The sequence below is a fragment of the Micromonospora sp. NPDC049900 genome, from assembly GCF_044461025.1.
In the GTDB taxonomy this organism is placed as follows: domain Bacteria; phylum Actinomycetota; class Actinomycetes; order Mycobacteriales; family Micromonosporaceae; genus Micromonospora.
Genome location: NZ_JBITKM010000004.1, coordinates 242,431 through 267,841 on the forward strand (window position 1 = coordinate 242,431; position 25,411 = coordinate 267,841).

General features: G+C 72.4%; 24 protein-coding genes. 10 read left to right on the top strand and 14 right to left on the bottom strand.

The window, feature by feature from the left end:
• Positions 1-194: 194 nt before the first annotated feature.
• From ACIBMZ_RS12750 to ACIBMZ_RS12770, 5 genes are all read left to right on the top strand, one after another.
• Positions 195-1,562, top strand: a complete 1,368-nt coding sequence (locus ACIBMZ_RS12750) for a glycine betaine/L-proline ABC transporter ATP-binding protein (protein WP_396693105.1) — start codon at positions 195-197, stop codon at positions 1,560-1,562.
• The gene (locus ACIBMZ_RS12755; RefSeq protein ID WP_396693107.1) at positions 1,559-2,446 is read left to right on the top strand and encodes an ABC transporter permease; all 888 of its coding nucleotides are present in this window, start codon (positions 1,559-1,561) and stop codon (positions 2,444-2,446) included. The genes ACIBMZ_RS12750 and ACIBMZ_RS12755 overlap by 4 nt, the downstream gene beginning before the upstream one ends.
• A gap of 98 nt (positions 2,447-2,544) precedes the next feature.
• A complete protein-coding gene (locus tag ACIBMZ_RS12760; RefSeq protein WP_396693109.1) occupies positions 2,545-3,456 on the top strand; it encodes a glycine betaine ABC transporter substrate-binding protein in 912 nt (303 codons plus the stop codon).
• Positions 3,457-3,635: 179 nt separating this feature from the next.
• On the top strand, positions 3,636-4,127 hold the full coding sequence (locus ACIBMZ_RS12765) for a glutathione peroxidase (RefSeq protein WP_396693111.1): 492 nt from the start codon (positions 3,636-3,638) through the stop codon (positions 4,125-4,127).
• Between the two features lie 418 nt (positions 4,128-4,545).
• Positions 4,546-5,217, top strand: a complete 672-nt coding sequence (locus ACIBMZ_RS12770; protein WP_396693113.1) for an NADPH-dependent F420 reductase — start codon at positions 4,546-4,548, stop codon at positions 5,215-5,217.
• Positions 5,218-5,266: 49 nt separating this feature from the next.
• On the opposite strand, the gene ACIBMZ_RS12775 is transcribed toward ACIBMZ_RS12770, so the two are convergent.
• The 6 genes from ACIBMZ_RS12775 to ACIBMZ_RS12800 form a co-directional block, all read right to left on the bottom strand.
• Positions 5,267-5,839 (bottom strand): GNAT family N-acetyltransferase, encoded by a 573-nt coding sequence (locus ACIBMZ_RS12775; RefSeq protein ID WP_396693114.1) that lies wholly within the window; start codon positions 5,837-5,839, stop codon positions 5,267-5,269.
• 42 nt (positions 5,840-5,881) lie between these two features.
• On the bottom strand, positions 5,882-6,232 hold the full coding sequence (locus tag ACIBMZ_RS12780) for a DUF2203 domain-containing protein (RefSeq protein ID WP_396693116.1): 351 nt from the start codon (positions 6,230-6,232) through the stop codon (positions 5,882-5,884).
• Between the two features lie 89 nt (positions 6,233-6,321).
• Complete coding sequence (gene proC, locus ACIBMZ_RS12785; protein WP_396693118.1) at positions 6,322-7,140, bottom strand: pyrroline-5-carboxylate reductase; 819 nt, start codon at positions 7,138-7,140, stop codon at positions 6,322-6,324.
• 69 nt (positions 7,141-7,209) lie between these two features.
• Positions 7,210-8,238, bottom strand: a complete 1,029-nt coding sequence (locus ACIBMZ_RS12790; RefSeq protein ID WP_117228420.1) for a 6-phosphofructokinase — start codon at positions 8,236-8,238, stop codon at positions 7,210-7,212.
• A gap of 158 nt (positions 8,239-8,396) precedes the next feature.
• Complete coding sequence (locus ACIBMZ_RS12795) at positions 8,397-8,942, bottom strand: pyridoxamine 5'-phosphate oxidase family protein (RefSeq protein ID WP_396693121.1); 546 nt, start codon at positions 8,940-8,942, stop codon at positions 8,397-8,399.
• 33 nt (positions 8,943-8,975) lie between these two features.
• Positions 8,976-9,473 carry a polyadenylate-specific 3'-exoribonuclease AS gene (locus tag ACIBMZ_RS12800; protein ID WP_396693123.1) on the bottom strand — a complete coding sequence of 166 codons (498 nt, stop codon included), beginning with the start codon at positions 9,471-9,473 and terminating at the stop codon, positions 8,976-8,978.
• A 263-nt stretch (positions 9,474-9,736) separates the two neighbouring features.
• Between ACIBMZ_RS12800 and ACIBMZ_RS12805 the strand changes: the two genes are divergently transcribed.
• Positions 9,737-10,429: a Crp/Fnr family transcriptional regulator gene (locus tag ACIBMZ_RS12805; protein ID WP_013735136.1), complete on the top strand. Its 693-nt coding sequence runs from the start codon at positions 9,737-9,739 to the stop codon at positions 10,427-10,429.
• Positions 10,430-10,507: 78 nt separating this feature from the next.
• Here the strand turns inward: ACIBMZ_RS12805 and ACIBMZ_RS12810 are convergent, their stop codons facing one another.
• The gene (locus tag ACIBMZ_RS12810; RefSeq protein ID WP_236146062.1) at positions 10,508-10,705 is read right to left on the bottom strand and encodes a hypothetical protein; all 198 of its coding nucleotides are present in this window, start codon (positions 10,703-10,705) and stop codon (positions 10,508-10,510) included.
• 179 nt (positions 10,706-10,884) lie between these two features.
• Here ACIBMZ_RS12810 and ACIBMZ_RS12815 point away from each other — a divergent pair, with 179 nt between their 5' ends.
• Complete coding sequence (locus ACIBMZ_RS12815; RefSeq protein WP_396693125.1) at positions 10,885-14,451, top strand: ATP-binding protein; 3,567 nt, start codon at positions 10,885-10,887, stop codon at positions 14,449-14,451.
• Between the two features lie 19 nt (positions 14,452-14,470).
• Here the strand turns inward: ACIBMZ_RS12815 and ACIBMZ_RS12820 are convergent, their stop codons facing one another.
• Positions 14,471-15,175, bottom strand: coding sequence for a lysophospholipid acyltransferase family protein (locus ACIBMZ_RS12820; RefSeq protein ID WP_396693127.1), 705 nt, complete (start codon positions 15,173-15,175; stop codon positions 14,471-14,473).
• 328 nt (positions 15,176-15,503) lie between these two features.
• Between ACIBMZ_RS12820 and ACIBMZ_RS12825 the strand changes: the two genes are divergently transcribed.
• Complete coding sequence (locus ACIBMZ_RS12825) at positions 15,504-16,352, top strand: DUF308 domain-containing protein (RefSeq protein ID WP_396693129.1); 849 nt, start codon at positions 15,504-15,506, stop codon at positions 16,350-16,352.
• Between the two features lie 186 nt (positions 16,353-16,538).
• The gene (locus ACIBMZ_RS12830) at positions 16,539-17,954 is read left to right on the top strand and encodes a trehalose-6-phosphate synthase (protein WP_396693131.1); all 1,416 of its coding nucleotides are present in this window, start codon (positions 16,539-16,541) and stop codon (positions 17,952-17,954) included.
• Positions 17,955-18,076: 122 nt separating this feature from the next.
• Here the strand turns inward: ACIBMZ_RS12830 and ACIBMZ_RS12835 are convergent, their stop codons facing one another.
• The 6 genes from ACIBMZ_RS12835 to ACIBMZ_RS12860 form a co-directional block, all read right to left on the bottom strand.
• A complete protein-coding gene (locus ACIBMZ_RS12835; protein ID WP_396693520.1) occupies positions 18,077-18,880 on the bottom strand; it encodes an alpha/beta hydrolase in 804 nt (267 codons plus the stop codon).
• A gap of 103 nt (positions 18,881-18,983) precedes the next feature.
• Positions 18,984-20,393, bottom strand: coding sequence for a flavin-containing monooxygenase (locus tag ACIBMZ_RS12840; protein WP_396693133.1), 1,410 nt, complete (start codon positions 20,391-20,393; stop codon positions 18,984-18,986).
• Positions 20,394-20,484: 91 nt separating this feature from the next.
• Entirely contained in the window at positions 20,485-21,189 is a 705-nt protein-coding gene (locus ACIBMZ_RS12845; protein ID WP_396693135.1) for an endonuclease/exonuclease/phosphatase family protein, read from the bottom strand.
• A gap of 1 nt (position 21,190) precedes the next feature.
• Positions 21,191-22,138 (bottom strand): ROK family glucokinase, encoded by a 948-nt coding sequence (locus tag ACIBMZ_RS12850; protein WP_396693137.1) that lies wholly within the window; start codon positions 22,136-22,138, stop codon positions 21,191-21,193.
• A gap of 68 nt (positions 22,139-22,206) precedes the next feature.
• Positions 22,207-22,968 (bottom strand): hypothetical protein, encoded by a 762-nt coding sequence (locus tag ACIBMZ_RS12855; RefSeq protein ID WP_396693139.1) that lies wholly within the window; start codon positions 22,966-22,968, stop codon positions 22,207-22,209.
• 40 nt (positions 22,969-23,008) lie between these two features.
• Positions 23,009-23,464, bottom strand: a complete 456-nt coding sequence (locus ACIBMZ_RS12860; protein WP_396693141.1) for an SRPBCC family protein — start codon at positions 23,462-23,464, stop codon at positions 23,009-23,011.
• 137 nt (positions 23,465-23,601) lie between these two features.
• Between ACIBMZ_RS12860 and ACIBMZ_RS12865 the strand changes: the two genes are divergently transcribed.
• The gene (locus ACIBMZ_RS12865) at positions 23,602-25,401 is read left to right on the top strand and encodes an AMP-dependent synthetase/ligase (RefSeq protein WP_396693143.1); all 1,800 of its coding nucleotides are present in this window, start codon (positions 23,602-23,604) and stop codon (positions 25,399-25,401) included.
• The last annotated feature ends 10 nt before the right edge of the window (positions 25,402-25,411 follow it).

Sequence of the window (25,411 nt, forward strand, 5' to 3'; positions counted from 1 at the left end):
CGCAGCGCATTCGCGCTGCTCCACTTCCGGCACAGATTGTTCCGACGTTTTCGCCTGCGGAAACCTGTCGGGTAGGGTCGGACCCCGCTCACCTGGGACCGCCCTGCCTTCGGTCGGCCCCACGGCACGAGAACATCGATAGCTGCGCCTGCGTACGTAGCCCGAGAATTGGCCTCGTACCACATGCCCTTGGAATGGAGACCGTGTCCGCACTCAGAGTGAACTCCCTGTACAAGATCTACGGGAACCGCGCCGACAAGGCGATGGAGATCCTCAGGAACAGCGCAGGCCGGGACGAGGAGCTGGCGGGGCTGCCGGTCACGGCTGCGGTCGTCGACGCGAACTTCGAGGTCGCACGCGGTGAGATCTTCGTGGTCATGGGCCTGTCCGGCTCGGGGAAGTCCACCCTGATCCGGATGCTGAACGGCCTGCTGCCCGCCACGCACGGCACGGTGGAGGTCGACGGGGTCGACATCACCACGCTCAAGCCCGCCGCGCTGCGCAAGCTGCGCCGCGAGAAGATCAGCATGGTCTTCCAGCACTTCGCGCTCCAGCCGCACCGGACGGTGTTGGACAACGCCGGCTACGCGTTGGAGGTCGCGGGCATGCCCCGCGCCGAGCGCCGGGAGAAGGCACTGCAGGCGCTCCGGATGGTCGGCCTGGACAAATGGGCGGACAAGCTGCCGCAGGAACTGTCCGGCGGCATGCGCCAGCGGGTCGGCCTGGCCCGCGCGCTTGCCGCCGGCACCGACATCATGCTGATGGACGAGGCCTTCTCCGCGCTCGATCCGCTCATCCGCCGCGAGGTGCAGGACCAACTCCTCGAACTACAGGCCGAGCTCGGCAAGACGATCGTGTTCATCACGCACGACCTCAACGAGGCGATGCGCCTCGGCGACCGCATCGCGGTCATGCGCGCCGGCCGGATCGTCCAGATCGGCACCGCCGAGGAGATCCTCACCGACCCGTCCAACGACTACGTCGCCCAGTTCGTCGCCGATGTCGACCGGACCAGGATCCTCACCGCGGCGGCGGTCATGGAGCGACCACTCGGCGTCGTGGACGTGAACTCCGGCCCACGGGTGGCCGCCCGCGTGCTGCGCGAGACCCAGACGTCAGCCGTCTACATCACCGGCCGCGACAAGCGGTACCTGGGCACCGTGACCGCCGACGACGCCGCCCGGGCGGTCCGGGAGGGACTGAAGAACCTCCAGGAGATCGTCTCGACCGAGTACGCCCGAACGGTCGAGGACACGACGCCGGTGGCCGACATCTTCGCGCCCTGCGCCGAGAGTCCGGCACCGGTCGCCGTGGTCGACCCGGCCGGGCGGCTCGCCGGCGTGATTCCACGGGTCACGCTGCTGAGCGCCCTGGGCAGCATCAGCGCCGAGGTCGGCGAGCACACCGCCACTGCGGAGGCCGCCGACACGACGCCGACCGCCGACGCAGGTCAGCCAGGCGAAGCGGCCGACACGACGCCGACCGCAAGCGACAGCGCACCGCAGGTGCCGGTCCAGGTGGCCGCCGAGCCGTCGGTCCGCCTCACGGGAGGGTCCGCATGAACCGCGCCGAGGGTCTCGACGACCTGCTGCCGTACATCCGGATCGGCGACGCGTTCAAGACCGCCGTCGACTGGTCGAGAGAGCACCTGTCCGCCGTCTTCGACGGCATCGCCGCCACCGTCGACGCGCTGGTCGAGCCACTGGTGGACCTGCTGACCGCACCTCCGGCGATCGTCATGGTGCTGATCTTCGCCGGGCTCGGCTGGTGGCTGCGAAGCTGGAAGTTCGCCCTCGGCACCGCGCTCGGACTCGGCATGGTGGCCGGGATGCCGATCTGGAACCAGACCATGAGCACCCTGGCGCTGGTCCTGGTGGCCAGCGGACTCGCCCTGCTGCTCGCCGTACCCATGGGCATCTTCATCGCGGAGAACCGCCGCGCCTCGGCGGTCGTCCGACCGGTGCTCGACCTGATGCAGACGATGCCCGCCTTCGTCTACCTGATCCCGGCCATCTTCTACTTCGGTGTCGGCGCCGTGCCCGGGGTGCTGGCCACCGTGGTGTTCAGCATGCCGCCCGGGGTACGCCTGACCGAGCTGGGCCTGCGCCAGGTCGACCGCGAGGTCATCGAGGCCGGTGAGGCGTTCGGCGCCTCGCCGTGGAAGATCCTGCTGCGCACCAAACTGCCACTGGCCCTGCCCACCATCATGACCGGCGTCAACCAGGTCATCATGCTGGCGCTGTCGATGGTCGTCATCGCCGGGATGGTCGGTGCCGGCGGTCTCGGCGAGGTGATCATGACGGCACTCGCCCGGGTCCAGGTCGGCGCCGGCTTCGAGGGCGGCATCGCCGTGGTGATCCTGGCAGTGGTGCTCGACCGCCTCACCGACTCGATCGGCGCGCGCACCGCGTCCGCGAAGGCGCAACGCGCCATGCAACGAGTCTGACCCCCGTCCTGACCCACGCAGGGAAGTCCCGTTGCCGGTGCCCTGCCTCGCTACCGCGAGTTCCGCCGGTGCAGAGCAACGAGGGAAGGAAACTCCACATGTGGAGCAGCAAACTGGTACGCCGAGTCGCGCTGGCGGCCACCGCCGCCCTGGCGCTGACCGGTGCCGCCGCCTGCGGTGACTCGGACGGTTCCGCGGGCGGCTCCGGCGGTGACAACAAGAAGATCACCATCGGCTACATGTCCTGGGACGAAGCCATCGCCGCCTCGTACCTCTGGAAGAACCTGCTGGAGGAGAAGGGCTACGAGGTCGAGCTGAAGAACGTCGAGGCGGGGATCGTCTACCAGGGCCTGTCGACCGGCGACATCGACCTCTTCCTCGACAGTTGGCTGCCGCAGACGCACGCCGACTACATGAAGGAGTACGGCGACAACCTGGAGAAGCTCGGCGTCTGGTACGACGACGCCCGCCTGAGCATCGCCGTGCCCCAGTACGTCAGCGACGTCAACTCGCTCGAGGACCTGGCCGACAAGGCCGGCACCTTCAACGGCGAGATCATCGGCATCGAGCCCGGCGCCGGCCTGACCGCCGCCACCCAGGACAAGGTCATCCCGGAGTACGGTCTGACCGGCAAGCTGAGCCTGAAGACCTCGTCGACCCCGGCCATGCTGGCCGCGCTGGACGGCGCGATCAAGGAGCAGAAGCCGATCGTGGTGACCCTGTGGCACCCGCACTGGGCCTACGCGAACTACGAGCTGAAGGACCTGGCGGACCCGAAGGGCACGCTCGGCGGCACCGAGGAGATCAACACCCTGGCCCGCCAGGGCTTCGGCGCGGACTTCCCCGAGGTCACCGAGATGCTGAAGAAGTTCAAGATGGACACCCAGCAGCTCGGCTCGCTGGAGGACCTGATGTTCAACGTGCACCAGAACGACGAGGAGAAGGCCGTCGAGGAGTGGCTGAAGGCCAACCCGGACTACGCCGGCACGCTCGAACCCGCCGCCTCCTGAGGACTCGGCACTCAACGATCCGCCGTCGGTGGTGGGGCCCACGTGGTCCCGCCACCGGCGGCGGCTCCGTCTTCCGCGAGCCGCGCCGCACCCGCCGTCGACCGACCATCGGTTACCGAGCGGTAGATCACCGCGCGGCGCTCCGGGCAGCCGGACCAGCCGGCGGTAGCCTCGCGGTCATGACCGTCTTCGACATCCCGATCGGCGCGCTCACCGGCGGCCCGGCCGACCTCCCCCAGTACCGTGGCCAGTCGCTGCTGGTGGTCAACGTGGCGTCCCGCTGCGGCCTCACCCCGCAGTACGCCGGCCTCCAGCAACTCCAGGACGAGTACGCCGACCGGGGGCTGGTGGTGCTCGGCGTGCCGTGCAACCAGTTCGCCGGCCAGGAACCGGGCAGCGCCACCGAGATCAGCGAGTTCTGCCAGGTCAACTACGGGGTCACCTTCCCGCTCACGGAGAAGGTCGACGTCAACGGCCCGGACCGGCACCCGCTCTACGCCGCCCTGGTGCAGACCGCCGACGCCGACGGCCACACCGGCGACGTCCGCTGGAACTTCGAGAAGTTCCTGGTCGCCCCGGACGGCACCGTCGCCGCCCGGTTCGCCCCCACCGTCACCCCCGACGACGCCACCCTGCGCACCACCATCGAAAAGACCCTCCCCACTCCCTGACCTCGCCGCCCCACCCCGACGGTGTGCGTCACCGGAGTTGACCAAGGAGTTTGCACCCTCAGACCTGCCCCTTCCGTGACCAAACTTCTTGATCAACGCGGGGGTCGGCGTCTGATGAGCCGCGGAGGGTGTACGGACACTGGGCACACCGGGCGGCAGCGGCGCAGGCTGGCGGGTACGCACGCTCGACTGAGCCCCGCCGCGACTCGCACCGTCGTCCAGCGACGCGCACAGTCACACACTCAGCCCCGGCGATCATGGAGTTGTGGCGGGTTCTATGACCCATAAGTCCCGTTGGGGCGCACCACAAGTCCATGATCGGCGGGGTGGACCGGATCCGGCGAGAACCCCGGGTCGGTGGCCGGAGGCGGGGGTAGGTTCGGACGTGACGGGTCGGCGTGTGGCGGGAGGATCTGGCGTGTCGGTCGTGGGGTTGATCGGGAGCGGACACATCGGCAGCACCGTGGCACGCCTGGCGGTGGCCGCCGGGTACGAGGTGGTGGTGAGCAACTCGCGCGGGCCGGAGACGCTCGCCGACCTGGTCGACGAGTTGGGCTCGGGCGCCAGCGCGGGCACCGCCGACGCCGCCGCCGAGGCGGGCGACCTGGTGGTGGTCACCATCCCGTTCAAGGCGTACCGGGCGGTGCCGGTCGCGCCGCTGGCCGGCAAGGTCGTCGTCGACACCAACAACTACTACCCGCAGCGCGACGGTCGGTTCCCCGAACTGGACGAGGGCACTGCCACCAGCAGCGAGCTGCTGCAACGTCACCTGCCCGAGGCGCGCGTGGTGAAGGCGTTCAACAACATCCACTTCAGGCACCTGTCCTCCCTGGCCCGGCCGAGCGGCGCGGCCGACCGCAGCGCGCTGCCGATCGCCGGTGACGACGCCGAGGCCAAGGCCGTGGTCACCGCGTTCCTCGACCGCATCGGCTACGACGCGGTGGACGCCGGCAGCCTTGCCGAGAGCTGGCGGTTCCAGCCGGACACCCCGGCCTACGGCACGGTCTATTCCGCCGATCCGGCCAACTGGCAGCAGGAGGCCCCCGGCGACGCCGACAAGGTACGCGCGGCCCTGGCCGAGGCCGGCTGACCCGTCAGCCCTCCCCGACACGGCACGGGTGCCGGTCCCGACTCCAGGTTCATCCGTCGCCAGCCGCCGCGCCCGCGCGGCGGGCCCGCCACTCCGGCGCCAGCACCGACCAGACCTCCAGGTCGACCCGCCCGTCCGGGCGGGACAACACCTCCCGGAGTACGCCGTCACGCCGCATCCCGAGCCGACGGGCCACCGCGATGCTGCGGACGTTGCCGGCGTTGGTGCGCCATTCGACCCGGTGCAGGCCGCGCTCGACGAGCGCCCAGTCGATGATCCGCTCCACCGCGCGGGTCACCAGGCCACGCCCCTCGGCCGTCGGTTCCAGCCAGCAGCCTGCCTCACAGACGCCGGTCGCCGCGTCGAACGACACCAGCAGCACCCCACCGACCAGCCGGTCGCCGAGCCAGATCCCCCAGATCCCGCCGCCGTCCCGGGCCCACCGGTCGGCGTACCGCTGCAACACGTGCCGCGCCCCGTCCAGGTCGGTCGCCACGAAGGACGGCCCCACCCAGGGCGAGATGTGTTCCCGGGCCCGGTCCAGGTTGGCCAGGAACTCCTCGGCCTGCCATGGATTCAGCGGGCGCAGTTGCGCGTCCTCGGTCAGGGCCAGTGCGAACATCAGCGGTCTCCCGTCGTCGGTCGCCTCGGCCGCACCGGCGCCTCAGAGCGGGCGGCGGCCGGCGAAGCCGCAGTCGGCGCGGTGGTACCAGCGCACGTCGCTGTCGCCTTCCAGCCAGCACCAGAGCACCTGGCGGCCGTCGCGCTCGCCGGGGAAGTCGAGCAGGATCGGTGCCAGGCTCTTGACCTCGATGCCGGGTTGACGCAGCTCGTCGAGGATGGCGTGCAGCCGGGCCTCCAGGGCCTTCACCTCGGGTCGGCCGCCGAGCGCGCTCAGCCCGTGGGTGGCCAGGTCGATCTGCAACTCGGCCAGGTCGGCCCGGACCCGGATCAGCTCGTCGATGCGGGGGTGCAGGGTGGCCACCAGGTGTCGGGCCTGGGCGAGTGTGAACACCGCGACAGTATGCGGCACGCCCGGCACCGGCCGGAGCCCGCCGGGACCCGCGCCGCCGGGTCGGCGTCAGCGCGTACCGGCGTCGCCGCTCACTCGGCCTGGGCGGCCAGCTCGCGGGCCCGGTCGCGGGCCGCCTCCAGGGCGGCCAGCAGCGCCGCGCGTACGCCGTGGTTCTCCAGCTCGCGTACGGCGGAGATGGTGGTTCCGGCGGGCGAGGTGACCGCCTCGCGCAGCTTCACCGGGTGTTCGCCGGAGTCGCGCAGCATCACCGCCGAGCCGATCGCGGTCTGCACGATCAGGTCGTGCGCCACCTGCCGGGGCAGGCCGAGCAGGATGCCGGCGTCGGTCATCGCCTCGACCAGCAGATAGAAGTACGCCGGGCCGGAGCCGGAGAGCGCGGTGACCGCGTCCTGCTGGGTCTCGGGAACGCGGATCGTCGCGCCGAGCGGCTTGAACATCTCCTCGGCCAGCGCCAGGTGCGTGCCGGTGGCGTGTGCCCCGGCGGAGATGGCGGTCATCGCCTGGTCGACCAGGGCCGGGGTGTTGGTCATCACCCGGACCACCGGGGTGCCCTCGGACAGCCGGCGGCTGAAGAAGCTGCTGGGCAGGCCCGCGCAGAGCGAGATGACCAGCTTGTCGGCGGGCACCTTGGGCCCGATCTCGTCCAGCAGGGCGGCGGCGTCCTGTGGCTTGACCGAGACGGCGAGCACGTCGGCCTCGTCGACGGCGGTCAGGTTGTCCACCACCCGGACGCCGTAGCGGGCGGCGATCTCCTCGGCGCGGGCCGGCCGTCGGGCGGTGGCCAGCAGCCGGTCCACCGGCCAGCCGGACCGCAGCAGGCCGGAGAGCATCAGCTCACCGATCTTGCCCGCGCCGATCACCGCGACGGTGTGCACCCCGGCTGACACCTGACGTACCCCCTTCGGGTGCCGAGGCCGAGGCGGGCCGGGTGGCCCGCCTCGGCCTCGGGACGACGATCAGCTACCGAAGAAGACCTCGGCCTCGGCGTACCGCTCCAGCGGCACGGTCTTCAGCTCGCGGGTGGCGTCGGCGAGCGGGACGCGGACGATGTCCGTGCTCTGCATCGCGACCATCTTGCCCCAGTCGCCCTCGTGCACGGCGTCGATCGCCTGCAGGCCGAGCCGGGTGGCGAGCACCCGGTCGAACGCGGTCGGCGTGCCACCGCGCTGGATGTGCCCGAGCACGACGGTGCGCGCCTCCTTGCCGGTCTTGGCCTCCAACTGCTCGGCCAGCCACTGGCCGATGCCGCCGAGCCGGACGTGACCGAACGAGTCCAGCTCCTGGTTCTGCAGGACCATCTGGCCCTCCAGCGGCTGGGCGCCCTCGGCGACCACGACGATCGGGGCGTACTGGTGCTGGAAGCGCTTCTCGACGTAGCCGGCGACCTGCTCGACGTCGAACTGCCGCTCGGGCAGCAGGATCACGTTGGCGCCACCGGCCAGGCCGGCGTGCAGGGCGATCCAGCCGGCGTGCCGGCCCATCACCTCGACGACCAGGGTGCGGTGGTGGCTCTCGGCGGTGGTGTGCAGCCGGTCGATCGCCTCCATCGCGATGTTCACCGCGGTGTCGAAGCCGAAGGTGTAGTCGGTGGCGCCGAGGTCGTTGTCGATGGTCTTCGGCACGCCGATGACCTTGACATCCAGCTCGTGCAGCTTGGTGGCGACACCGAGGGTGTCCTCGCCGCCGATGGCGATCAGCGCGTCGACGCCCTGCGCGGCCAGGTTCTCCTTGATCCGCTCGACGCCGTTCTCGATCTTGAAGGGGTTGGTCCGCGAGGAGCCGAGGATGGTGCCGCCGCGCGGCAGGATCCCCCGGACCTCCGCGATGCCGAGCGGACGGGACAGACCCTCCAGCGGGCCCTTCCAGCCGTCCCGGAACCCTACGAACTCATGGCCGTAGCTGGCGACGCCCTTACGGACCACCGCCCGGATGACCGCGTTGAGACCCGGGCAGTCGCCGCCGCCGGTGAGCACGCCGATACGCATGATCCGCTCATCCTCCTGGGAGCAATTCGGTCAAGCCCGATCAAGCCCCAGGATACGTGTCAGGTCAGACCTCGGCACCGTTGCCGGCCCGGGGCGGGCCGTCCCTCCGAACTGTAGTCGCCGCACCGGCCCACCTCACACCGCGCCCCGGTTACCAGTCAGTAGCCGTCGTCCTCGCCCGACGTCGGACCGCCACCCCGCGCAGTGCCACCCTGCCCCAGCAGGCCCACCGTACGGCCGTCCCGGGCGTCCCAGCACCGGGCCGCGGTGACGTGCACCGCGACCAACGTCAATCCGCTGGTCGCCGGCCCGTCGGGGAACCACGCGGCCAACCCGGGGTGCCACAGCCGTTGCGCCCGCGCCGGGTCGTAGTCGTCCCGGGCGGTACCGGACATCGCCCCCCAGACCTGACCGTCCGGGTCGTGCACGCCCACCTCGACCTCCGCGTTGACCCGCAACTGGCGCACGGTCGACGACCCGGCGTAGGCGAAGAACCACAACTCACCGTCGAAGTCCGCGCGTTGCAGGGTCATCGGACGGCCGACCAACCGGCCGTCGAGGGAGGTCGTGGTGAGGGTGCAGACACCGGCCGCCCTGATCAACTCGGTGATCCGGCGCCGGGCGTCCCGGACGGTCAACACCTCGTCACGCTCCCTCGCCTCGGCACCGTTGGCCACACCGATGCCCGGGACGGAACGGACCAAACCACCGATCGCCGCACCGGGCGGACAGCAGCGTCACGACCCGGTGATCGCCCGCCACCGGGCCAGGTTGTGCCGGGCGTCGACCAGGGCGTCGTGCCGGGCCGCGTCGGCGTTGGGCAGCCGGGGCCGCCCCCGCTCCTCCCAGAGCTGGCGCAGCTCCTTGGTGTAGCGCGGGATCTCCCGGGGCAACGCCGGCATGGCGCCCCAGAGCTGCGCCAACGCGACGTGGTCGTACGCGGCGTACCAGGCCCACAGCTCCAACTCCTCGCCGGGCCGGTCACGGATCGGCTCGACCAGGAAGTCGTACAGCTCGTCGCGGATGCGTTCCCGCGACCGCCACGCCCGGTCGGCCGGGGACGGCAGCTTGTCCAGCACGTTGCGGCGTACCCAGGGCACGGCGCGGGCGGCGTCGAACTCGGTGGAGACCGCGTAGAACTCGCGGTCGTACTCGTCGACGACGCCGATCGAGACCAGCTCGACGGTCCGGCCGTCCTCGATGAATTCGCAGTCGTAGAAGTAGCGGTAGGCCATCCCCGCCATCCTCGCCGACGCCCACCGGGCCCGATCGGCCGGGTCACCCACCCCGGGAGCGTTTCCAATCGTCCGGATTGGGAGAGCTCGCAGCTCGAAGCTGTCACGGAAGTGATTTGAGGGGTGTACAGCAAGCGACCGGACCGTCATGATCTGATGTGTTACCGCTGCCGGACGCCGTACGGGTGTCAGACCACCTCGTCAGGGGCCGCCAGGCTCACCCGGTGAGCGAGTTGGGTCCTTTACCGGGGAGGGGTGGGGCCGTGGAGATGCGCCTGCCGGAGCCGGGCGACGCGCTCACGGGTGTGGAGATGTTCGCCGGGCTGGAGCCGGAGGTGCGTCAGCGGGTCATCGCCGCGGCCGTGCCCCGGACGTACCGCAAGGGTCAGTTGCTGTTCGTGGAGAACGACCCCGGCGAGTCACTGATCGTGCTGCGGCGGGGTGCCGTGGCCGTGTTCCGCACCGCGCCGACCGGCGAACGGGCCGTGCTGTCGGTGATCCGACCGCCGGACGTCCTCGGTGAGGTCTCGTTGCTGGACGCCTCCACGAGGTCCGCCTCGGCGGAGGCGATCGAGGACTGCACCGCCCTGGCCCTGTCCCGGGGCGCCTTCATGGAGCTGGTGCACTCCAACCCGCGGATCCTGGACGCGGTGATGCGTTCACTGGGCGCGCTGATCCGTCGGCTCACCGAGCAGAACGCCGACCACGTCTTCCTCGACCTGCCGGGTCGGGTCGCCAAGACGCTGGTCCGGCTCGCCGGGGAGAGTCAGGCCCCGATGATCACCATCGAGCTGAACCAGAGCCAGCTCGCCGAGATGGCCGGCGGCTCGCGACAGAGCGTCAACCAGGCGATCGGGTCGTTCGCCAACCGGGGTTGGCTGCGGACCGAGGGGCGGCGGATCGTCGTCACCGACGTACCGGCCCTGCGTCGCCGGGCGGGCATGAGCGACCGCTGACCCACCGCGACGAACGGGCACGACGAACGGGCGGGGCCGGGGACGATCGTCCCCGGCCCCGCCCGCGTACCGTCCAGGTCAGGGCTTGGTGCTGCCCGGGCCGGCCCAGTCCGTACCGCCCGGACCGGCCCAGTCGGTGCCGTCCTTGCCCGAGCCCGGCACCTCACCGACGATGCCCTGGGCCTGCAGGAGCGCGAGCGTGGCGGCGTCCACGTCCACCGAGTCACCGGCGGGGTGGGTGACTCCGTTACCGTCGGTCCAGTCACTCTTCAACATGACGTACACCATGAGGCTGTCCCCCTGATCAGCGTGTCAACGAATCGGCTGCCTGAATCTAGCCGTTCGGTACACGTCGGACCGCCCGGAGGAGTGTCCACAAGCCAACAGCCCGGTACCCGACAATCCGCCGGGCAGCAATACTCGGACCTGCGCCCCCGGGCGTCGGGGGCTCGCCAGTGGAGGGTGTCATCGCCGCACAGTGTGATCGCTGTGGACGCACCGCCGCCGACGGCGACCGCTTCTGCGGTGGCTGCGGTGCGGAGCTCGGCGCCGTCTGCCCGCACTGCCTGAACCCGCTCGCCGCCGACGTGGCCTTCTGCACCTCCTGTGGCACGCCCCGGGCCGGCAGCGACCGTCACGCGGCGATCCCCCAGGAGGACCGACGTCGGGTCAGCGTCCTCTTCGTCGACCTGATCGACTTCACGCCGTACGTCGAACGGGCCGACCCGGAGCTGGTCCGGGGCATGCAGACCGGCTTCTTCTCCGCCGCCCGCCGGGTGGTCGGGCAGTACGGCGGGGTGGTGGAGAAGTACATCGGCGACGCGGTGATGGCGTTGTTCGGCGCGCCGGTGGCCACCGAGACCGACGCGCTGCGCTGCGTCCGCGCCGGTCTGGAGCTGCAACGGGTGCTGACCCGCTTCACCCCCACCGGCACCGACGGGCTGCGCTTCCGGGTCGGCGTGGCGACCGGCGAGGCGCTGGTGGACGTGGCCGCGGCCCGCGACGGCGGACAGGCGATCGTGGCCGGCGACGTGGTGAACACCGCCTCCCGGTTGCAGTCGGTGGCCCCGCCCGGCGGGGTGCTGGTGGACGGCACCACGCACGCGCTCACCCGGGACACCATCCGCTACGACGAGCAGCCGCCGGTCACCCTGCGCGGCCGGTCCGCGCCGACGGAGGTGTGGCTGGCGCTGTCCGCGGTACGCCAGCAGGCCACCGACCGGGAGCCGGACACCACGCCGCTGATCGACCGCGAGCACGAGCTGGGCATGCTGGTCAACGCGCTGCACCGCAGCCTGCGCGACCGCCGCCCGCAGGTGGTCACCGTCTTCGGCCGGGCCGGGATCGGCAAGAGCCGGCTGGTACGCGAACTGCACCGGCACACCGGCCGGCTGGTGGACGAGCCGTTGACCTGGCGGATCGGGCGCTGCCCGCCGTTCGGGGAGAACGTCACGTTCGCCGCGCTGGCTGACATCGTCAAGGCCGAGGCGGGCATCCTGGACACCGATCCGGCCACCAGCGCGGCGCAGCGGCTCACCGGGGCGGTCGCCGAACTGGTCGGCCCCGGCGAACGCGACCGGGTCGCCGACGCGCTGCGCCCGCTGGTCGGGCTGGCCGGTACGCCGCTGCCGGCCGAGGAGGCCGAGTCGGCCTGGCGGCGGTTCCTGCTGGCCCTGGCCACGCGCCGACCGACCGTGCTGGTCTTCGAGGACCTGCACTGGGCCGACGACGCCATGCTGCGCTTCGTGGAACTGCTCGGCGCGGCGGCCCGGGACGTGCCGCTGCTGCTGCTCTGCACCGCCCGTCCCGAGCTGGTCGACCGCGACCCGAGCTGGGCCGGGACGATCACCGGCTCGGTGACCATCACCCTGCCGCCGCTGCGGGACACCGGCATCGCCGCGTTGTACGCGCACATGTTCGGTCAGGCCGCCTTCTCGGCCGACCTGCTCACCCCGCTGATCGAGGTGGCCGGCGGCAACCCGCTCTACGCGCACGAGTACGTCCGGATGCTGATCGAGCAGGGCGCGTTGCGGCAGTCGGGGCGCGGCTGGTCGCTGGAGAAGCACCTGGACCTGCCGATGCCGGAGAGCGTGCACGCGGTCATCGCCAACCGGGTGGACCTGCTCGACCCGAAGGACCGGGCGGTGCTGCTGGCCGCGGCCGTGGTCGGCGTGCAGTTCTGGCCCGGCGCGGTGGCCGCCGCCGTCGGGCAGCCGGTGGAGGCGGTCGAGCGCGCGTTGCGCCGGTTGGAGCAGCGTGACTTCGTGCACGAACAGGCCGCGTCCACGATGGCCGGCCAGCCGGAGTACCGCTTCCGGCACGTACTGGTCCGCGACGTGTGCTATCAGCGGCTGCCGCGTACCGAGCGGGTGGCCCGGCACGACCGGACGGCCGACTGGCTGGACACCCTGTCGCAGAGCCGGGACACCGACCTGGCCGAGGTGCTGGCCCACCACCGCTGGGCGGCGCACGAGATCGCCCGGTCACTGGACCTGGAGACCCGCCGCTACGCCGGTCCGGCCCGGGCCGCGCTGCACCGGGCGGCCCGCCGGGCGTACGCGTTGCACGGGTTGGACGCCGCCGCCAGCCACGCGGCCCGCGCACTCGGTCTCGCCGACGACTCCGATCCGGTGGGCCGGCTGCAACTGGAGCTGCTCAGCACCGAGATCTCGTTCTACCGGGACGGCAACGCGTTCCTCTCCGGCGGCGGGCCGGAGCAGGTGCAGACGCTTGCCGACCGGTTGCTGGCCTGCGGCGACGAGGCGTGCGCGGCGCGGGCCTGGACGCTGCTCGGCCAGGCGGCCTGGCTGCGGGCCGACCGGCCGGCGGCGCTGGTCTGCCTGGACCGGGCGGTCCGGCTGTTCGAGCCGCTGCCGGACAGCGCCCAGAAGGCCGACGCCTTCGCCGAGCTGGGTCGGCTGCACATGCTCAACTACGAGCGCGATCCGGCGGTGGCGGCGGCGGCCACCGCCGCCGAGATCGGCGAGCGGCTCGGGTTGGCCGAGATCCGCACCAACGCGCGGATCACCGCGGCCACCGCCCGGTACCAGGCCGGTGACCGGGCCGGCCTGGACGAGTTGCACGCCCTGGTCGAGTTCAGCCGGGCCGGTCAGCTCCTGGCGCTGCCCCGGGCCACCCAGAACCTCGCGTACGCGGTCCGTGAGGAGGGCGACTGGCTGCGCTCGGACGCGCTGCTCTCGGCGGCACCGGCCCGCACCGCCAGCGGGCAGACGCTGACCACCAGCTACTCGGGCGAGGCGATGCGGGCCTGGTTCGAGGGGGACTTCCCGCGCCTGCTCACCGCCGCCGAGGCCTTCGTCGACACCCCCACCGGCAGTTGGGACATGCAGGTACGCGGACTGCGTTCCTGCCTGCTGGTGCTGCGGGGCCAGCCGGTGCCGCCGGCCGCCGGGCCACCCCGGCAGACGACGGACGCGCAGACGCCCGGCGACGACGTGGCCGCCGCGCTGGAGACCGCCCGGCGCAGCGGCTTCCACCGGCTGCACTGGACGATGGTGGCGATGGCCGCGCTGTGCCGGGCGTTGCAGGAGCGCACCGAGGAGGCCGCCGCGCTCGTCGACGAGTTGGCCGAGGCGTGGACGACGGTGCCCGCGCTGGCCAGCGGCGAGTGGATCGCCGCCGTCGGCTGGGCGGCCACCCTGGCCGGACGCAAGCCGGCGGCCCGGGTCCGCGCCATGCTGGATCAGGTGGGGCACCGTACGCCCTGGTCGGAGGCGGCGTTGCGGACCGTGACCGGCGCACTGGCCGGTGCCGACGGCGACCATCGGCGCGCGGCCGAGTTGCACCTGGCCGCCGCCGAGATCTACGCCGGGATCCCCGACGTGACCGACCGGATGTTGGCGCTGACGTTCGCGGTGCGGGAGCTGGCCTCGGCGGACGACCCGGCGGCGAGCAGCGGGCCGCTGACCGAGGTACGCGCGTTCGCGCACCGCAACGGCGCGCCCGGTCTGCTCCGCCTGGCCCACCCGGCGGGGTCGGGCGCCCGGACGCTGGCCTCCTGACCGTCGCCCCGGGGTCGGCTCAGGCGGCGACCGGGGCGGCCGGTGCGGGGGTGGGCGCGGTCTTGAGTTTCTGCGCGTACACGTCGACGTACTCGCGGCCGGAGAGCTCCATCAGCTCGTACATGATCTCGTCGGTGACGGCGCGCTCGACGAAGCGGTCACCGGACATGCCGGCGTACCGGGAGAAGTCCAGCGGCGGGCCGAAGCGGATCCGCACCCGCGCGAGCTTCGGGACGATCGTGCCCGGCGGCTGGATCTCGTCCAGGTTGAGCATCACCACCGGCACCACCGGCGCGCCGCTCTCCAGCGCCAGCCGGGCCACGCCGGTCTTGCCCCGGTAGAGCCGCCCGTCGGGTGACCGGGTGCCCTCCGGGTAGATGCCCGCGATGCCACCGGCGCGCAGCACGGTGAGCTGGGTGTCCAGCGCGGCGCGGGCGGCCTGGCCGCCGGAGCGGTCGACCGGGATGGTGCCGGTGCCGACGAAGAACATCTTCGTCAGCCGGCCCTTGAGGCCCGTGCCGGTGAAGTACTCGGCCTTGGCCACGAAGGTGACCTTCCGCGGCACGATCAGCGGTGTGAAGATCGAGTCGGAGAAGGAGAGGTGGTTGCTGGCCAGGATCACCGGGCCGGTCGCCGGTACGTGGTGCAGGCCCTCCACCTGCGGCCGGAAGACGACTCTCAACAGCGGGCCGAGGAACACGTACTTCAAGAGCCAGTACAGCACCGGCGTCCTTTCGCGAGGCGGTCGTCGCGACGGCACGGCCGCGTGGCAGGAAGCCTACGAAGCTCCACCGTCCGCCACAACGTCCGAGCGGGCCGACCCGCCCACCGGCGGAGCGTGGTCGCGGCCGTGTCCCCTGGCACGCTCCGAGCAAGAACGGACATAGAGGCACGGCCACGACCAGCGGCACGGACACCGACTTCGTACCCCACGCCACAAGGCACTCCCCGAACCGACCCCGGACGTGTCACGATTCAGAGCACGGCGTGCGGGGGCGCGCCGAGGGGCTGGACGCGGGGCGCGCCGGCGGCGCGATGAGGAGGATGGTCCGGTGTCAGCGGGTGGGGCCCGCCGGGGACGGCGGGACAACGGGCTCGACGCCAGCGAGTACGCCATCGCCGGCGACGTGGACCCGCGCGTCGGTGAGCACCTGCTCGACGTGCTGGCCGCCGGCGGCATCGCCGCCTATCTGCAACCCTCGGCCGACCTGAACCCGGTCACCCGCACCACCACGGTCCCGGCCCGGCCGGTCGACCGGCTCTACGTCGACCGCTCGCACCTGAGCACCGCTCGGGACTATCTCAGTCAGCTCGCCGACGAGTCCGGCCCGCCCCGCGCCGAGGAACCGGACATCGACGCCGAGTGGGAACGCATCGTCGCCGGCTTCCACGACTCGCCCGGCAGCGGGGACCGCCCGTGGCCCGCCGCGGAGAACGTCGACGACCAGGCCGACGGCGGCAGCAGCACGATCACCACCCCCCGGCCGACGCCCGAGGAGCCGACCGGCCCGACCGCCACCGACGTACGCCGGTTGCCCTACGCCGCCGACGTCTCCGGCGTCTCGGTGGGACGCGGTCCCCGCGACGGCGACGGCCCGTCGCTGCTGGAGGGCCTGGACACCTTCGGTGCGGACCTGCCGGACAACCCCGACGACGACGAACGGTACGTCCCGCCGCCGCCCCCGCCCCTGCCCCGGGTGTCGAAGTACGCCATGGCGGGCGTCCTCGCCGTGGTGCTCGGCTTCGTGTTGTTCCTCTTCCCGGACCTGCTCCCCGCCGACCCGAGCATCGTGACGCTGCTCGGCTTCACCGGCATCCTGGCCGGGTTCGTCACGCTGGTCTGGCGGCTGCGGCCCGGCGACGCCGAGGACCGGGGGCCGGACGACGGCGCGGTGGTCTGAGCCGATCGTCGCCCACCGCGTACGGTAGCCGCCCGGATACCGGGACGCGGACCGCCCACGCCAGGGGACGTAACAGTGGTGTAACTTACTGTCAGTAGGAATACCGCAGTACGTCACGTCACCCGCCGACTGCCCGGTTGTTCCTTTCTCGTGGCGGTCACTCCCCTGCTGATCGGAATGCCCGAGATGCGACAGAGTTCTCTCGTGGTGGTGGCCAACCGCCTCCCCATCGACGACAACGTGGCGCTCGACGGCGCCTGTGAGTGGCGCCGCAGCCCAGGCGGGCTGGTGAGTGCGCTACACCCGTTGCTACGACACACCCCGGCGACCTGGGTCGGCTGGGCGGGCGGGACCGGTCCCGCGCCCAGCCTGCCGGACGTCGACGGAGTGCGGATGCACGCCGTGCCGCTCAGCGGCGAGGACCTACGCGACCACTACGAGGGGTTCGCCAACGCGACGCTCTGGCCGATCTACCACGACGCGGTCGAGCAGCCGGAGCACCACCGGCGCTGGTGGGACGCGTACCAGCGGGTCAACCAGCGGTTCGCGGAGGCCACCGCCGAGGTCGCCGAGACCGGCGCGGTGGTCTGGGTGCAGGACTACCACCTGCAACTGGTGCCGGGGCTGCTCCGCACGCTCCGGCCCGACCTGCGCATCGGCTTCTTCCTACACGTGCCGTTCCCGCCGCCGGAGCTGTTCATGCAGCTCCCCCGCCGTGCCGAGCTGCTGCACGGCATGCTCGGCGCCGACCTGGTCGGCTTCCAGCGGGCCCAGGCCGCGCACAACTTCGCCCAACTGGTCTCCAAGGTGCTGGGCCTGCCGGCCACCGACCGGCGCATCGCGGTCGAGGACCGGGTCGTGCGCATCGGCGCGTTCCCGGTCTCCATCGACACCGCCGAGATGGCCGCGCTGGCCGGTCGACCGACCGTGGCGGAGCGGGCGCGGCGGCTGCGACAGGACCTCGGCGGCCCGGACCACGTGATCCTCAGCGTCGACCGGATGGACTACACCAAGGGCATCGAGCAGCGACTCAAGGCGTACAGCGAGTTGCTGGCCGGTGGCCACGTCAAGGTCCGCGACACCGTGCTGGTGCAGGTCGCGGTGCCCAGCCGGGAGCGGGTCGGCCAGTACCAGATCCTCCGCGACCGGGTCGAACGCGAGGTCGGCCGGATCAACGGCGAGTTCGGCCGGGTCGGCGAGCCGGCGATCCACTACCTGACCCAGCCGTTCGACCGGGCCGAACTGGCCGCGCTCTACCGGGTCGCCGACGTGATGGCGGTGACCCCGCTGCGGGACGGGATGAACCTGGTCGCCAAGGAGTACGTCGCCGCCCGGGTGGACGACGCGGGCGCGCTGCTGCTCAGCGAGTTCGCCGGAGCGGCGGCCGAGCTTCCGCAGGCGTACCTGGTGAACCCGCACGACCTGGAGGGGCTCAAGCAGGGCCTGCTCGCGGCGCTGCGGGCCGACCCGGCGGACGTCCGGACCCGGATGCGGGCCATGCGCGAGCACCTGCACCAGCACGACATCCGGGCCTGGGCCCGGTCCTACCTCTCCACCCTGGACCAGAGCGGCGACCTGGTCACCCACCTCACCAGCGGCTGAGCCGGCCCGGCCCGCACGGACCGGGCCGGGCCGCACGGACCGGGCCGGGCCGCACGGACCGGGCCGGGCCGCACGGACCGGGCCGGGCCGCACGGACCGGGCCGGGCCGCACGGTCGCGTGTTCAGGGACGGACGTCGCGCGCCGGGCCCTTGTCCAGCCAGTCCAGGATCGCGTCGATCGGCTCCTGCCACCGCGCGTCGAGCATCAGGTCGTGCCCCATGCCGGGAAAGAGCAGCGGTGCCGAGTCGTAGCGGCGGGCCGCCCCGGTCAGCGCCGACGGCGGCACCACCCGGTCGTCCGGACTGCCCAGCACCAACATCGGCGGACGGCCCACCGGTGGCTCCGGCTCGGCCCCGGTCAGCAGCCGCCACTGCGCCCGCCGGGCCGCCCGCCCCAACCGGCCGGTGTGGCGGCGCGCGTCCGCCTCGGGCAGCTCACCGCTGAACAACTGGCGGCGGTTCAGGCGCAGTCCGCCGCCGAAGACCGCCGGCAGCGTGCCGAGCGGATTGCGCCGCAGCGCCGCACCGAACGTCGCCCATCCGCCGAGGACCGGCGCCACCAGCACCGCTGCCCGGGCCGGATACCGGGCCAGGGCGTGTGCGACCACCAGGGCCCCGGCGCCGTGCCCCACCAGCACCGCCTGACGCGGCAGGCCCGCCGCCACCTGCACCACGTCGTGGGCGTACGCGCGCAGCGTCGCGTCCGGCGCCGCACCACTGCCGCCGTGCCCGCGCAGGCTCACCGCGTACGCGGGGAAACCCCGCGCGGCGGCGTGCCCGAGCCAGTGTTCGGCGTACACCCAGGCACCGTGCCCGAAGCCGGGCACGAACAGCAGCGGTGGCCGCCCCTCCTCCAGCTCGGGCGTGGCGCTGAGCACCTCGCGGCGCACCGGACGGACCGGCCTCGCCCACTCCCACGCCCGCATCACCCGCACCCGGTCACTCACGACGCCGCCTCGCTTCGCTCCCCGGCGGCGCGAGGCACCCCCGCACTGAGCCCGATGGCTCGCTCACTCCGCTCACTCACGCTCACTTGGCCTCCAGGTCGCGCAGCGCGCGTTCCAGCACACGCAGGTAGTCGGCGTGGCCGACCTCGAACCAGTGCCGGGTCGAGTCCTTGACCTGACCCGAGTAGCGTTCACCGGCACCGGCCCGGACCCGTGCGGCGAACGCCGTCGCCCGGTCCGGCCGGGTGGTCCGCAGCCGCAGCAGCCGGGCGAAGAGCACCGCCTGCCAGTGCGACAGCGTGAACAACCCGGAGTCCGGTTGGACCAGCCCGGTCACCGCGAGGGTCGGATGCTCCGGCACGAAGGCGTGCAGCCACAACCGGGGACGGCCCACCCCCTCGTCGTCGCCGAGGACACCCGCGTCCAGGAACTCGAAGCGCGGAAGGTAGCCGGTGGCGAAGACGACCATCTCCGGGTCGATCTGCCGGCCGTCGGTCAGCTCCACCGAGTGCGCGTGGAACCGGGTCACGTCCGGCACCGGCGTGATCGCGCCGTGGCCGACGTAGTAGACGAGCTGGCTGTTGGCGATGGGGTGCGTCTCGTACACCCGGTGGTCGGGCCGGGGCAGGCCGAAACGGGTCAGGTCGCCGACGGTCAGCCGCAGCGTACGGTGATAGAGCCACTGCCGTACGCGCAGCGGCACCCGCAACGCCAGCAGCGTGTCGTTGACCTGGTCGGCGGGGCGACCGAAGACGTACTTCGGGGCGTACCAGTAGCCCCGACGGGTGGAGTGCCAGCAGCGTGCCGCCTGTTGCGCGGCCTCCACCGCGATGTCGCACCCGGTGTTGCCGGCGCCCACCACCAGCACCCGTTTGCCCCGCAACTGGGCCGGGTCCTTGTAGGACGAGGCGTGCATCACCTCGCCCCGGAACTGTTCCAGTCCCTCGTAGCGGGGCAGCTTCGGCGACCAGTTGTGTCCGTTGGCGATCACCACGGCGGCGTACCGGGAGGTGCGCTCCGGACCGTACCCGCCGGTGCTGCGCGTGGTGACGTCCCAGCGGTCGTCGCCGACCGGCTCGACCCGCACCACCTCGGTGCCGAACCAGATGTACCGGCGCAGGTCGAAGTGGTCGGCGTACCGCTCGAAGTAGGACAGCACCTGGCTGTGGTGCGGGTAGTCGGGCCAGTCGTCGGGCATCGGGAAGTCGGGGAACTGGGTGAACGGTCGCGACGAGATCAGGTGCGTGCTGGCGTACACCGGGCTGCGGTCGTGCCGCCAGTTCCAGGCACCGCCGATGCCCGTCTCGCGTTCGTAGCAGTCGACACCGAAGCCGTGCTCGGCGAGGTTCTTGACGGCGGTCAGGCCGCTGGCGCCCGCGCCGATGACGCAGACGGTGTCGCCCCGGTCGGAGACCGGACTACCGTCACGGCTGCGGGCGAGGGGGGTCGTCTCCGGTTCGGACCGACCGTGGTGCTCGGTGGGGGTGGGCACCGGGGTCTCCTTCGTCTCCGCACGGGTGCCGGGTCGCGCGAAATCCTCTCCACTACGGAGCGGGTTGTCCAGCCCGCCGGAGCGCCAACCGTCAGTCGGCGGCGGGTATCAGCAGGTCGACCAGGATCGGAAAATGATCGCTGGCGCGGCGGGTCAGCGGGGTGTCCAGCACGTCGTAGTCGACCACGGTGATCCGGGGGTCGACGAAGAGGGCGTCGATGCGCCGCCGGGGGTTCGCGCAGGAGTAGGTGAGCCGGTCGGCGCGGTCCGCGGCCACCGCCGTGTCGGTCAGCCCCTCCGCGACGGTCCGCCACGCCGGGTCGCCCGGCTCCTCGTTGAGGTCGGCGGCGGCGATCACCGGGTACGGCGCGGCGGTCAGGTCCCGCCGGAACAGCTCCGCCTGGCCGGGCCGCTCGGTCGGGTCGGTGGACAGGTGCGAGCCGGCCACGGTGAACCGGGCGGACCGGCCTACCACGCAGTCGGCGAACGCGGCGCCGCGCAGGTGCCGCCCGGGGGTGAGCGGGAACCGCCGGCACCGGGCGTCGGTCACCCGTACCCGCAGGTCGGTGAGGACCAGGTTGCCCAGGGCGGGCAGTCCACCGGCGGCGACCACCAGGCCGAACGACTCGGCCAGCGCGGCCGACTTCTCCCGCCACCGGAATCGACGCGGGCCCTCCTGGACCACCACCACGTCCGGTGCCGTGGTGCGGACCACCTCGGCCAGCGCGGCGGTGTCGTCGCGCTGGCCGTGCACGTTGTACGACACGACGCGCAGCGGCACGTCGGGAGTGCTCATCTCAGATCCGTCGGGCGAGGTCGGCCGCGCCGATGACGCCGGCGGAGTTGCCCAGTTCGGCGGGGCGGATGTCGGCCACCGGCAACCGGCTGCGCTGCGCCAGCGCATCGGTGAACGAGCGCCGGGTCGGGCCCATCAGCAGGTCACCGGCGTCGATGACGCCACCGCCGACGACCAAGACCTGCGGGTCGAGGATCTGCGCCATGTCCGCCAGGCTGGTGCCGAGCCAGCGCCCGACCTGGGCGAACGCCTCGGCGGACACCGGGTCACCGCCCTTGGCCGCGGCGGTCACCATCGGGCCGGTGATCGCCTCGGCCTCGCCGTCGGCGAGTTCCAGCAACGCGGTGGCGCGGTGCGGCTCCTGCCGGGCGGCGGCACGGGCGAAGCGGACCAGGGCGCTGCCGCTGGCGTACTGCTCGATGCAGCCCAGCCGCCCGCAGCCGCACTGGTGGCCGTCCGGCACGGTGAGCATGTGCCCGAGTTCGGCGGCGATGCCGTTGGCGCCCCGGACCAGCTCACCACCGAGCACGATGCCGCCGCCGACCCCGGTGCCGATGGTGAACATGACCATCGAGTCGTCGGCCTGTCGGGCGGCGCCGTAGCGGAACTCGGCCCAGGCGGCCACGTTCCCGTCGTTCTCGACGATCACCGGCAGCCCGACGGCGGCGCTGACGTACGCGCGCAGCGGCTCGTCGCGCCAGGCCAGGTTGGGGGCGAACAGGACGGTCGAACGGCCGGCGTCGATCCAGCCCGCCGCGCCGATGCCGACCGCCTGGATCTCGTGTCCGGAGGCGAGCTCGGTGACCAGTTCGATGATGACGTCCCGCGTCTTGCCGACGTCGTCGGCGGGGGTGTCCCGTCGGGTCTGCACGAGAACCCTGCCGGTGTCGTCGACGACACCGCCGGCCACCTTCGTGCCACCGACGTCGACTCCGATGGTCAGCGTCACCGCCGCCACTCCCCTCTGCTGTGCCGCCCCGCGCACCTGCCCTCGCCGGTGGTACGGGTCCTCCCTGGTCAGGCCCCGTCGCCTGGCTCGCCCTGCGGTCCGCCGGGCACGGCCTCCGCCTCCGCTGCGGGCTCGTCAGCCGGCGCGGGCGCGCCGTCGGGCACCCGCGAGGCGGGCACCACCGGGCGGTCGCCCGGCGTGCGGCGTGCGGTCGGCCCGACCGGCCCGGCGGCGTCGACGGGCGTGGCGACCGGTGCGGCGTCGTCCTCCGCCCGGGTGGCGGCGGACCAGACGTCCCGCTCCGGTGCCGGCTGAGAATCATGCCCGGTACGGGTGGCCTCGCGCCACACGTGGTCGCTGTCCGGGCTGCGCCCGCTGGGCGTGGACGGGCCGGCGGTGGGTGCCGAGGAGGCGGACGGGGCCCCGGCGTGGCCGGGATCGGACCGGGGCGGGGCGGTGGGGTCGGCGTGCGGTTCGGCCGGGGTGAAGGCCCGCAGGAAGCTGGCCAGACCGGCGGCGAGGTCGCCGGCACCGGTGGCGAGTCGTTCGGCGAACTCCGGACTCGGGTCGCGCAACGCGGCGATACCTCGACAGACCGGACAGACACAGCATTCTGCGGCACCGGTGGCGAAACCGGCGCCGGTGGATTCGGGGTGGCCGCCCCGGCCGCCGGGGGCGCCCTTGTGACCGAGGACACCTGTCACCATCCCACCGAGCGGGCCGAGGGGCCCGGCGCCGGGATCGGCGGCGGCCAGCCGTACGCCGGCCAGCAGAGTGGCGACCAGCCGCTCCGCCTCTTCCCGGGCCGTACCCGGATCTGTCGCACCCATGCTGGGCTCCTCTACCGTGGCGACCGGGTCGCCGGACGCGTCACTGCGCCGCACCGAGTGTTTCTACCCGGCGCTTGAGCTGCTTCAACGCGGCGTCCATGATCATCTTCTCGGCCTTGCGGCGGAACATCCCGAGCATCCCGACCGCGAGTTCCACCTCCAGCGTGTACGTCACGGTGGTGCCCCCGTCGGCGGCGGCGACCAGGTCGTACGAACCGCGCTGGGACTTCTGCATCTTCGAGGGGGCCACCAGGTGCCACTCGATGTGCGACAGGTCCTCGGAGTAGCCGTACTCGAGCACGTACTCGTCGGCCATCACCCCGGCGTCGAGGACGAACCGGACCTGGCTGGCATAGCCGTCCTCGTACTCCTCGACGACCTCGGCCTGCCGCACCGCCTCGGCCCACTCGGGATAGCTCGGAAAGTCACAGATCACCGCCACCACCCGGTCCGGTGGCGCGCCGATGGTGATCGACTGGGTGGAGGAGTCCGCCATGGGGGGAGGCTACCCGTCCGTGCTGGGCCCCGCGCCGCGCCGCCCCACCTGCGATGTGCTCGTACGCCGGCCAGACGGTAGGTTTCACTCCAGCCGCTCGGGCGGCAGATCCGGCCAGCGAGCACGAGGGAGTGCAGGTGCGCGAGTTCTCCGTCCCGCCGATCGTCACGGTCGGCGATTCCGCCAACCTCACCGACCCGGTCTGGGACAACGCCCAAGCCGCACCCGACTCGGTCCAGTTCGTCCGGCGCGACGCCTCCGGCGGGTGGGTCGACGTGACCTGCCGGCAGTTCCGCGACGAGGTGGTGGCGGTGGCCCGGGGCCTGGTCGCGGCCGGGGTCCAGCCCGGTGACCGGGTCGCGCTGATGAGCCGGACGCGGTACGAGTGGACCCTGGTCGACTACGCGATCTGGGCGGCCGGCGCGGTCACCGTGCCGATCTACGAGACCTCCAGCGCCGAGCAGGCCGCCTGGATCCTGGCCGACTCCGGTGCGGTCGGCGTCGTGGTGGAGACGACCGCGCACGCCACCCTGGTGGCCGGGGTCCGCGACGACCTGCCCGACCTGGCCCACCTCTGGCAGATCGACCTCGGCGGCGTGGACGACCTCGTCGCCGCGGGCGCGGCGGTGGAACCGACCGAGATCGACCAGCGACGCGCCGCCCTGCGCTCCTCGGACGTCGCCACCATCATCTACACCAGCGGCACCACCGGACGGCCCAAGGGCTGCGTGCTGACCCACCGCAACATGTACGCCGACATCGCCAACGCCGTCCCGGTGCTGCCGAACCTGTTCCGCCCGAACGCGTCGACCCTGCTGTTCCTGCCGCTGGCGCACTCCTTCGCCCGGCTCATCCAGATCGGCGTGGTGCACGCCCGGGTGACCATGGCGCACTGCGCCGACCCCAAGCACCTGGTCGCCGAGTTGCAGGAGGTCAAGCCGACCTTCGTGCTCTCCGTGCCCCGGGTCTTCGAGAAGGTCTACAACGGCGCGAAGCAGAAGGCCGAGGCCGCCGGCAAGGGCAAGATCTTCGCGCGGGCCGAGGCGGTCGCCATCGCGTACAGCGAGGCGCTGGAGACCTCGTCCGGACCGGGCCTGGGCCTGCGCGTGCAGCACGCGCTCTTCGACCGGCTGGTCTACGCCAAGCTGCGGGCCGCGCTGGGCGGCCGGTGCCGGGACGCGATCTCCGGCGGCGCGCCGCTCGGCGCACGCCTGGGGCACTTCTTCCGGGGCGTCGGGGTCACCGTCTGCGAGGGGTACGGCCTGACCGAGACCTCCCCCGCCGCCTCGGCGAACCTGCCGGACTTCACCCGCATCGGCACCGTCGGACGCCCGCTGCCCGGCGTGACCATCCGGATCGCCGACGACGGCGAGGTCCTCATCGCCGGCGACCTGGTGTTCCAGGGGTACTGGCACAACGACGCGGCCACCGCCGAGGCGATCAGTGCCGACGGCTGGTTCCACACCGGTGACCTCGGCTCGCTCGACGGCGACGGCTACCTGACCATCACCGGCCGGAAGAAGGAGATCATCGTGACGGCCGGCGGCAAGAACGTCGCCCCGGCCGTGCTGGAGGACCAGGTCCGGGCGCACCGCCTGGTCAGCCAGTGCCTGGTGGTGGGCGACCGACAGCCGTTCATCGCCGCGCTGGTCACCCTCGACGAGGAGGCCCTGCCGGCCTGGCTGGAGTCGACCGGGCTGCCGGCCGGGACCGACGTCGAGTCGCTGCGCGAGAACGAGGCGTTGCGGGCGGAGATCCAGGCCGCGGTGGACAAGGCCAACCAGTCGGTCTCCAAGGCCGAGGCGATCAAGGTGTTCCGGATCCTGCCCCGCGACTTCACCGAGGCCACCGGCGAGTTGACCCCGTCGATGAAGGTCAAGCGTCAGGTCGTCCACAAGACGTACGCGGCGGAGATCGCCGACATCTACGGCGCCTGACTACGATCCG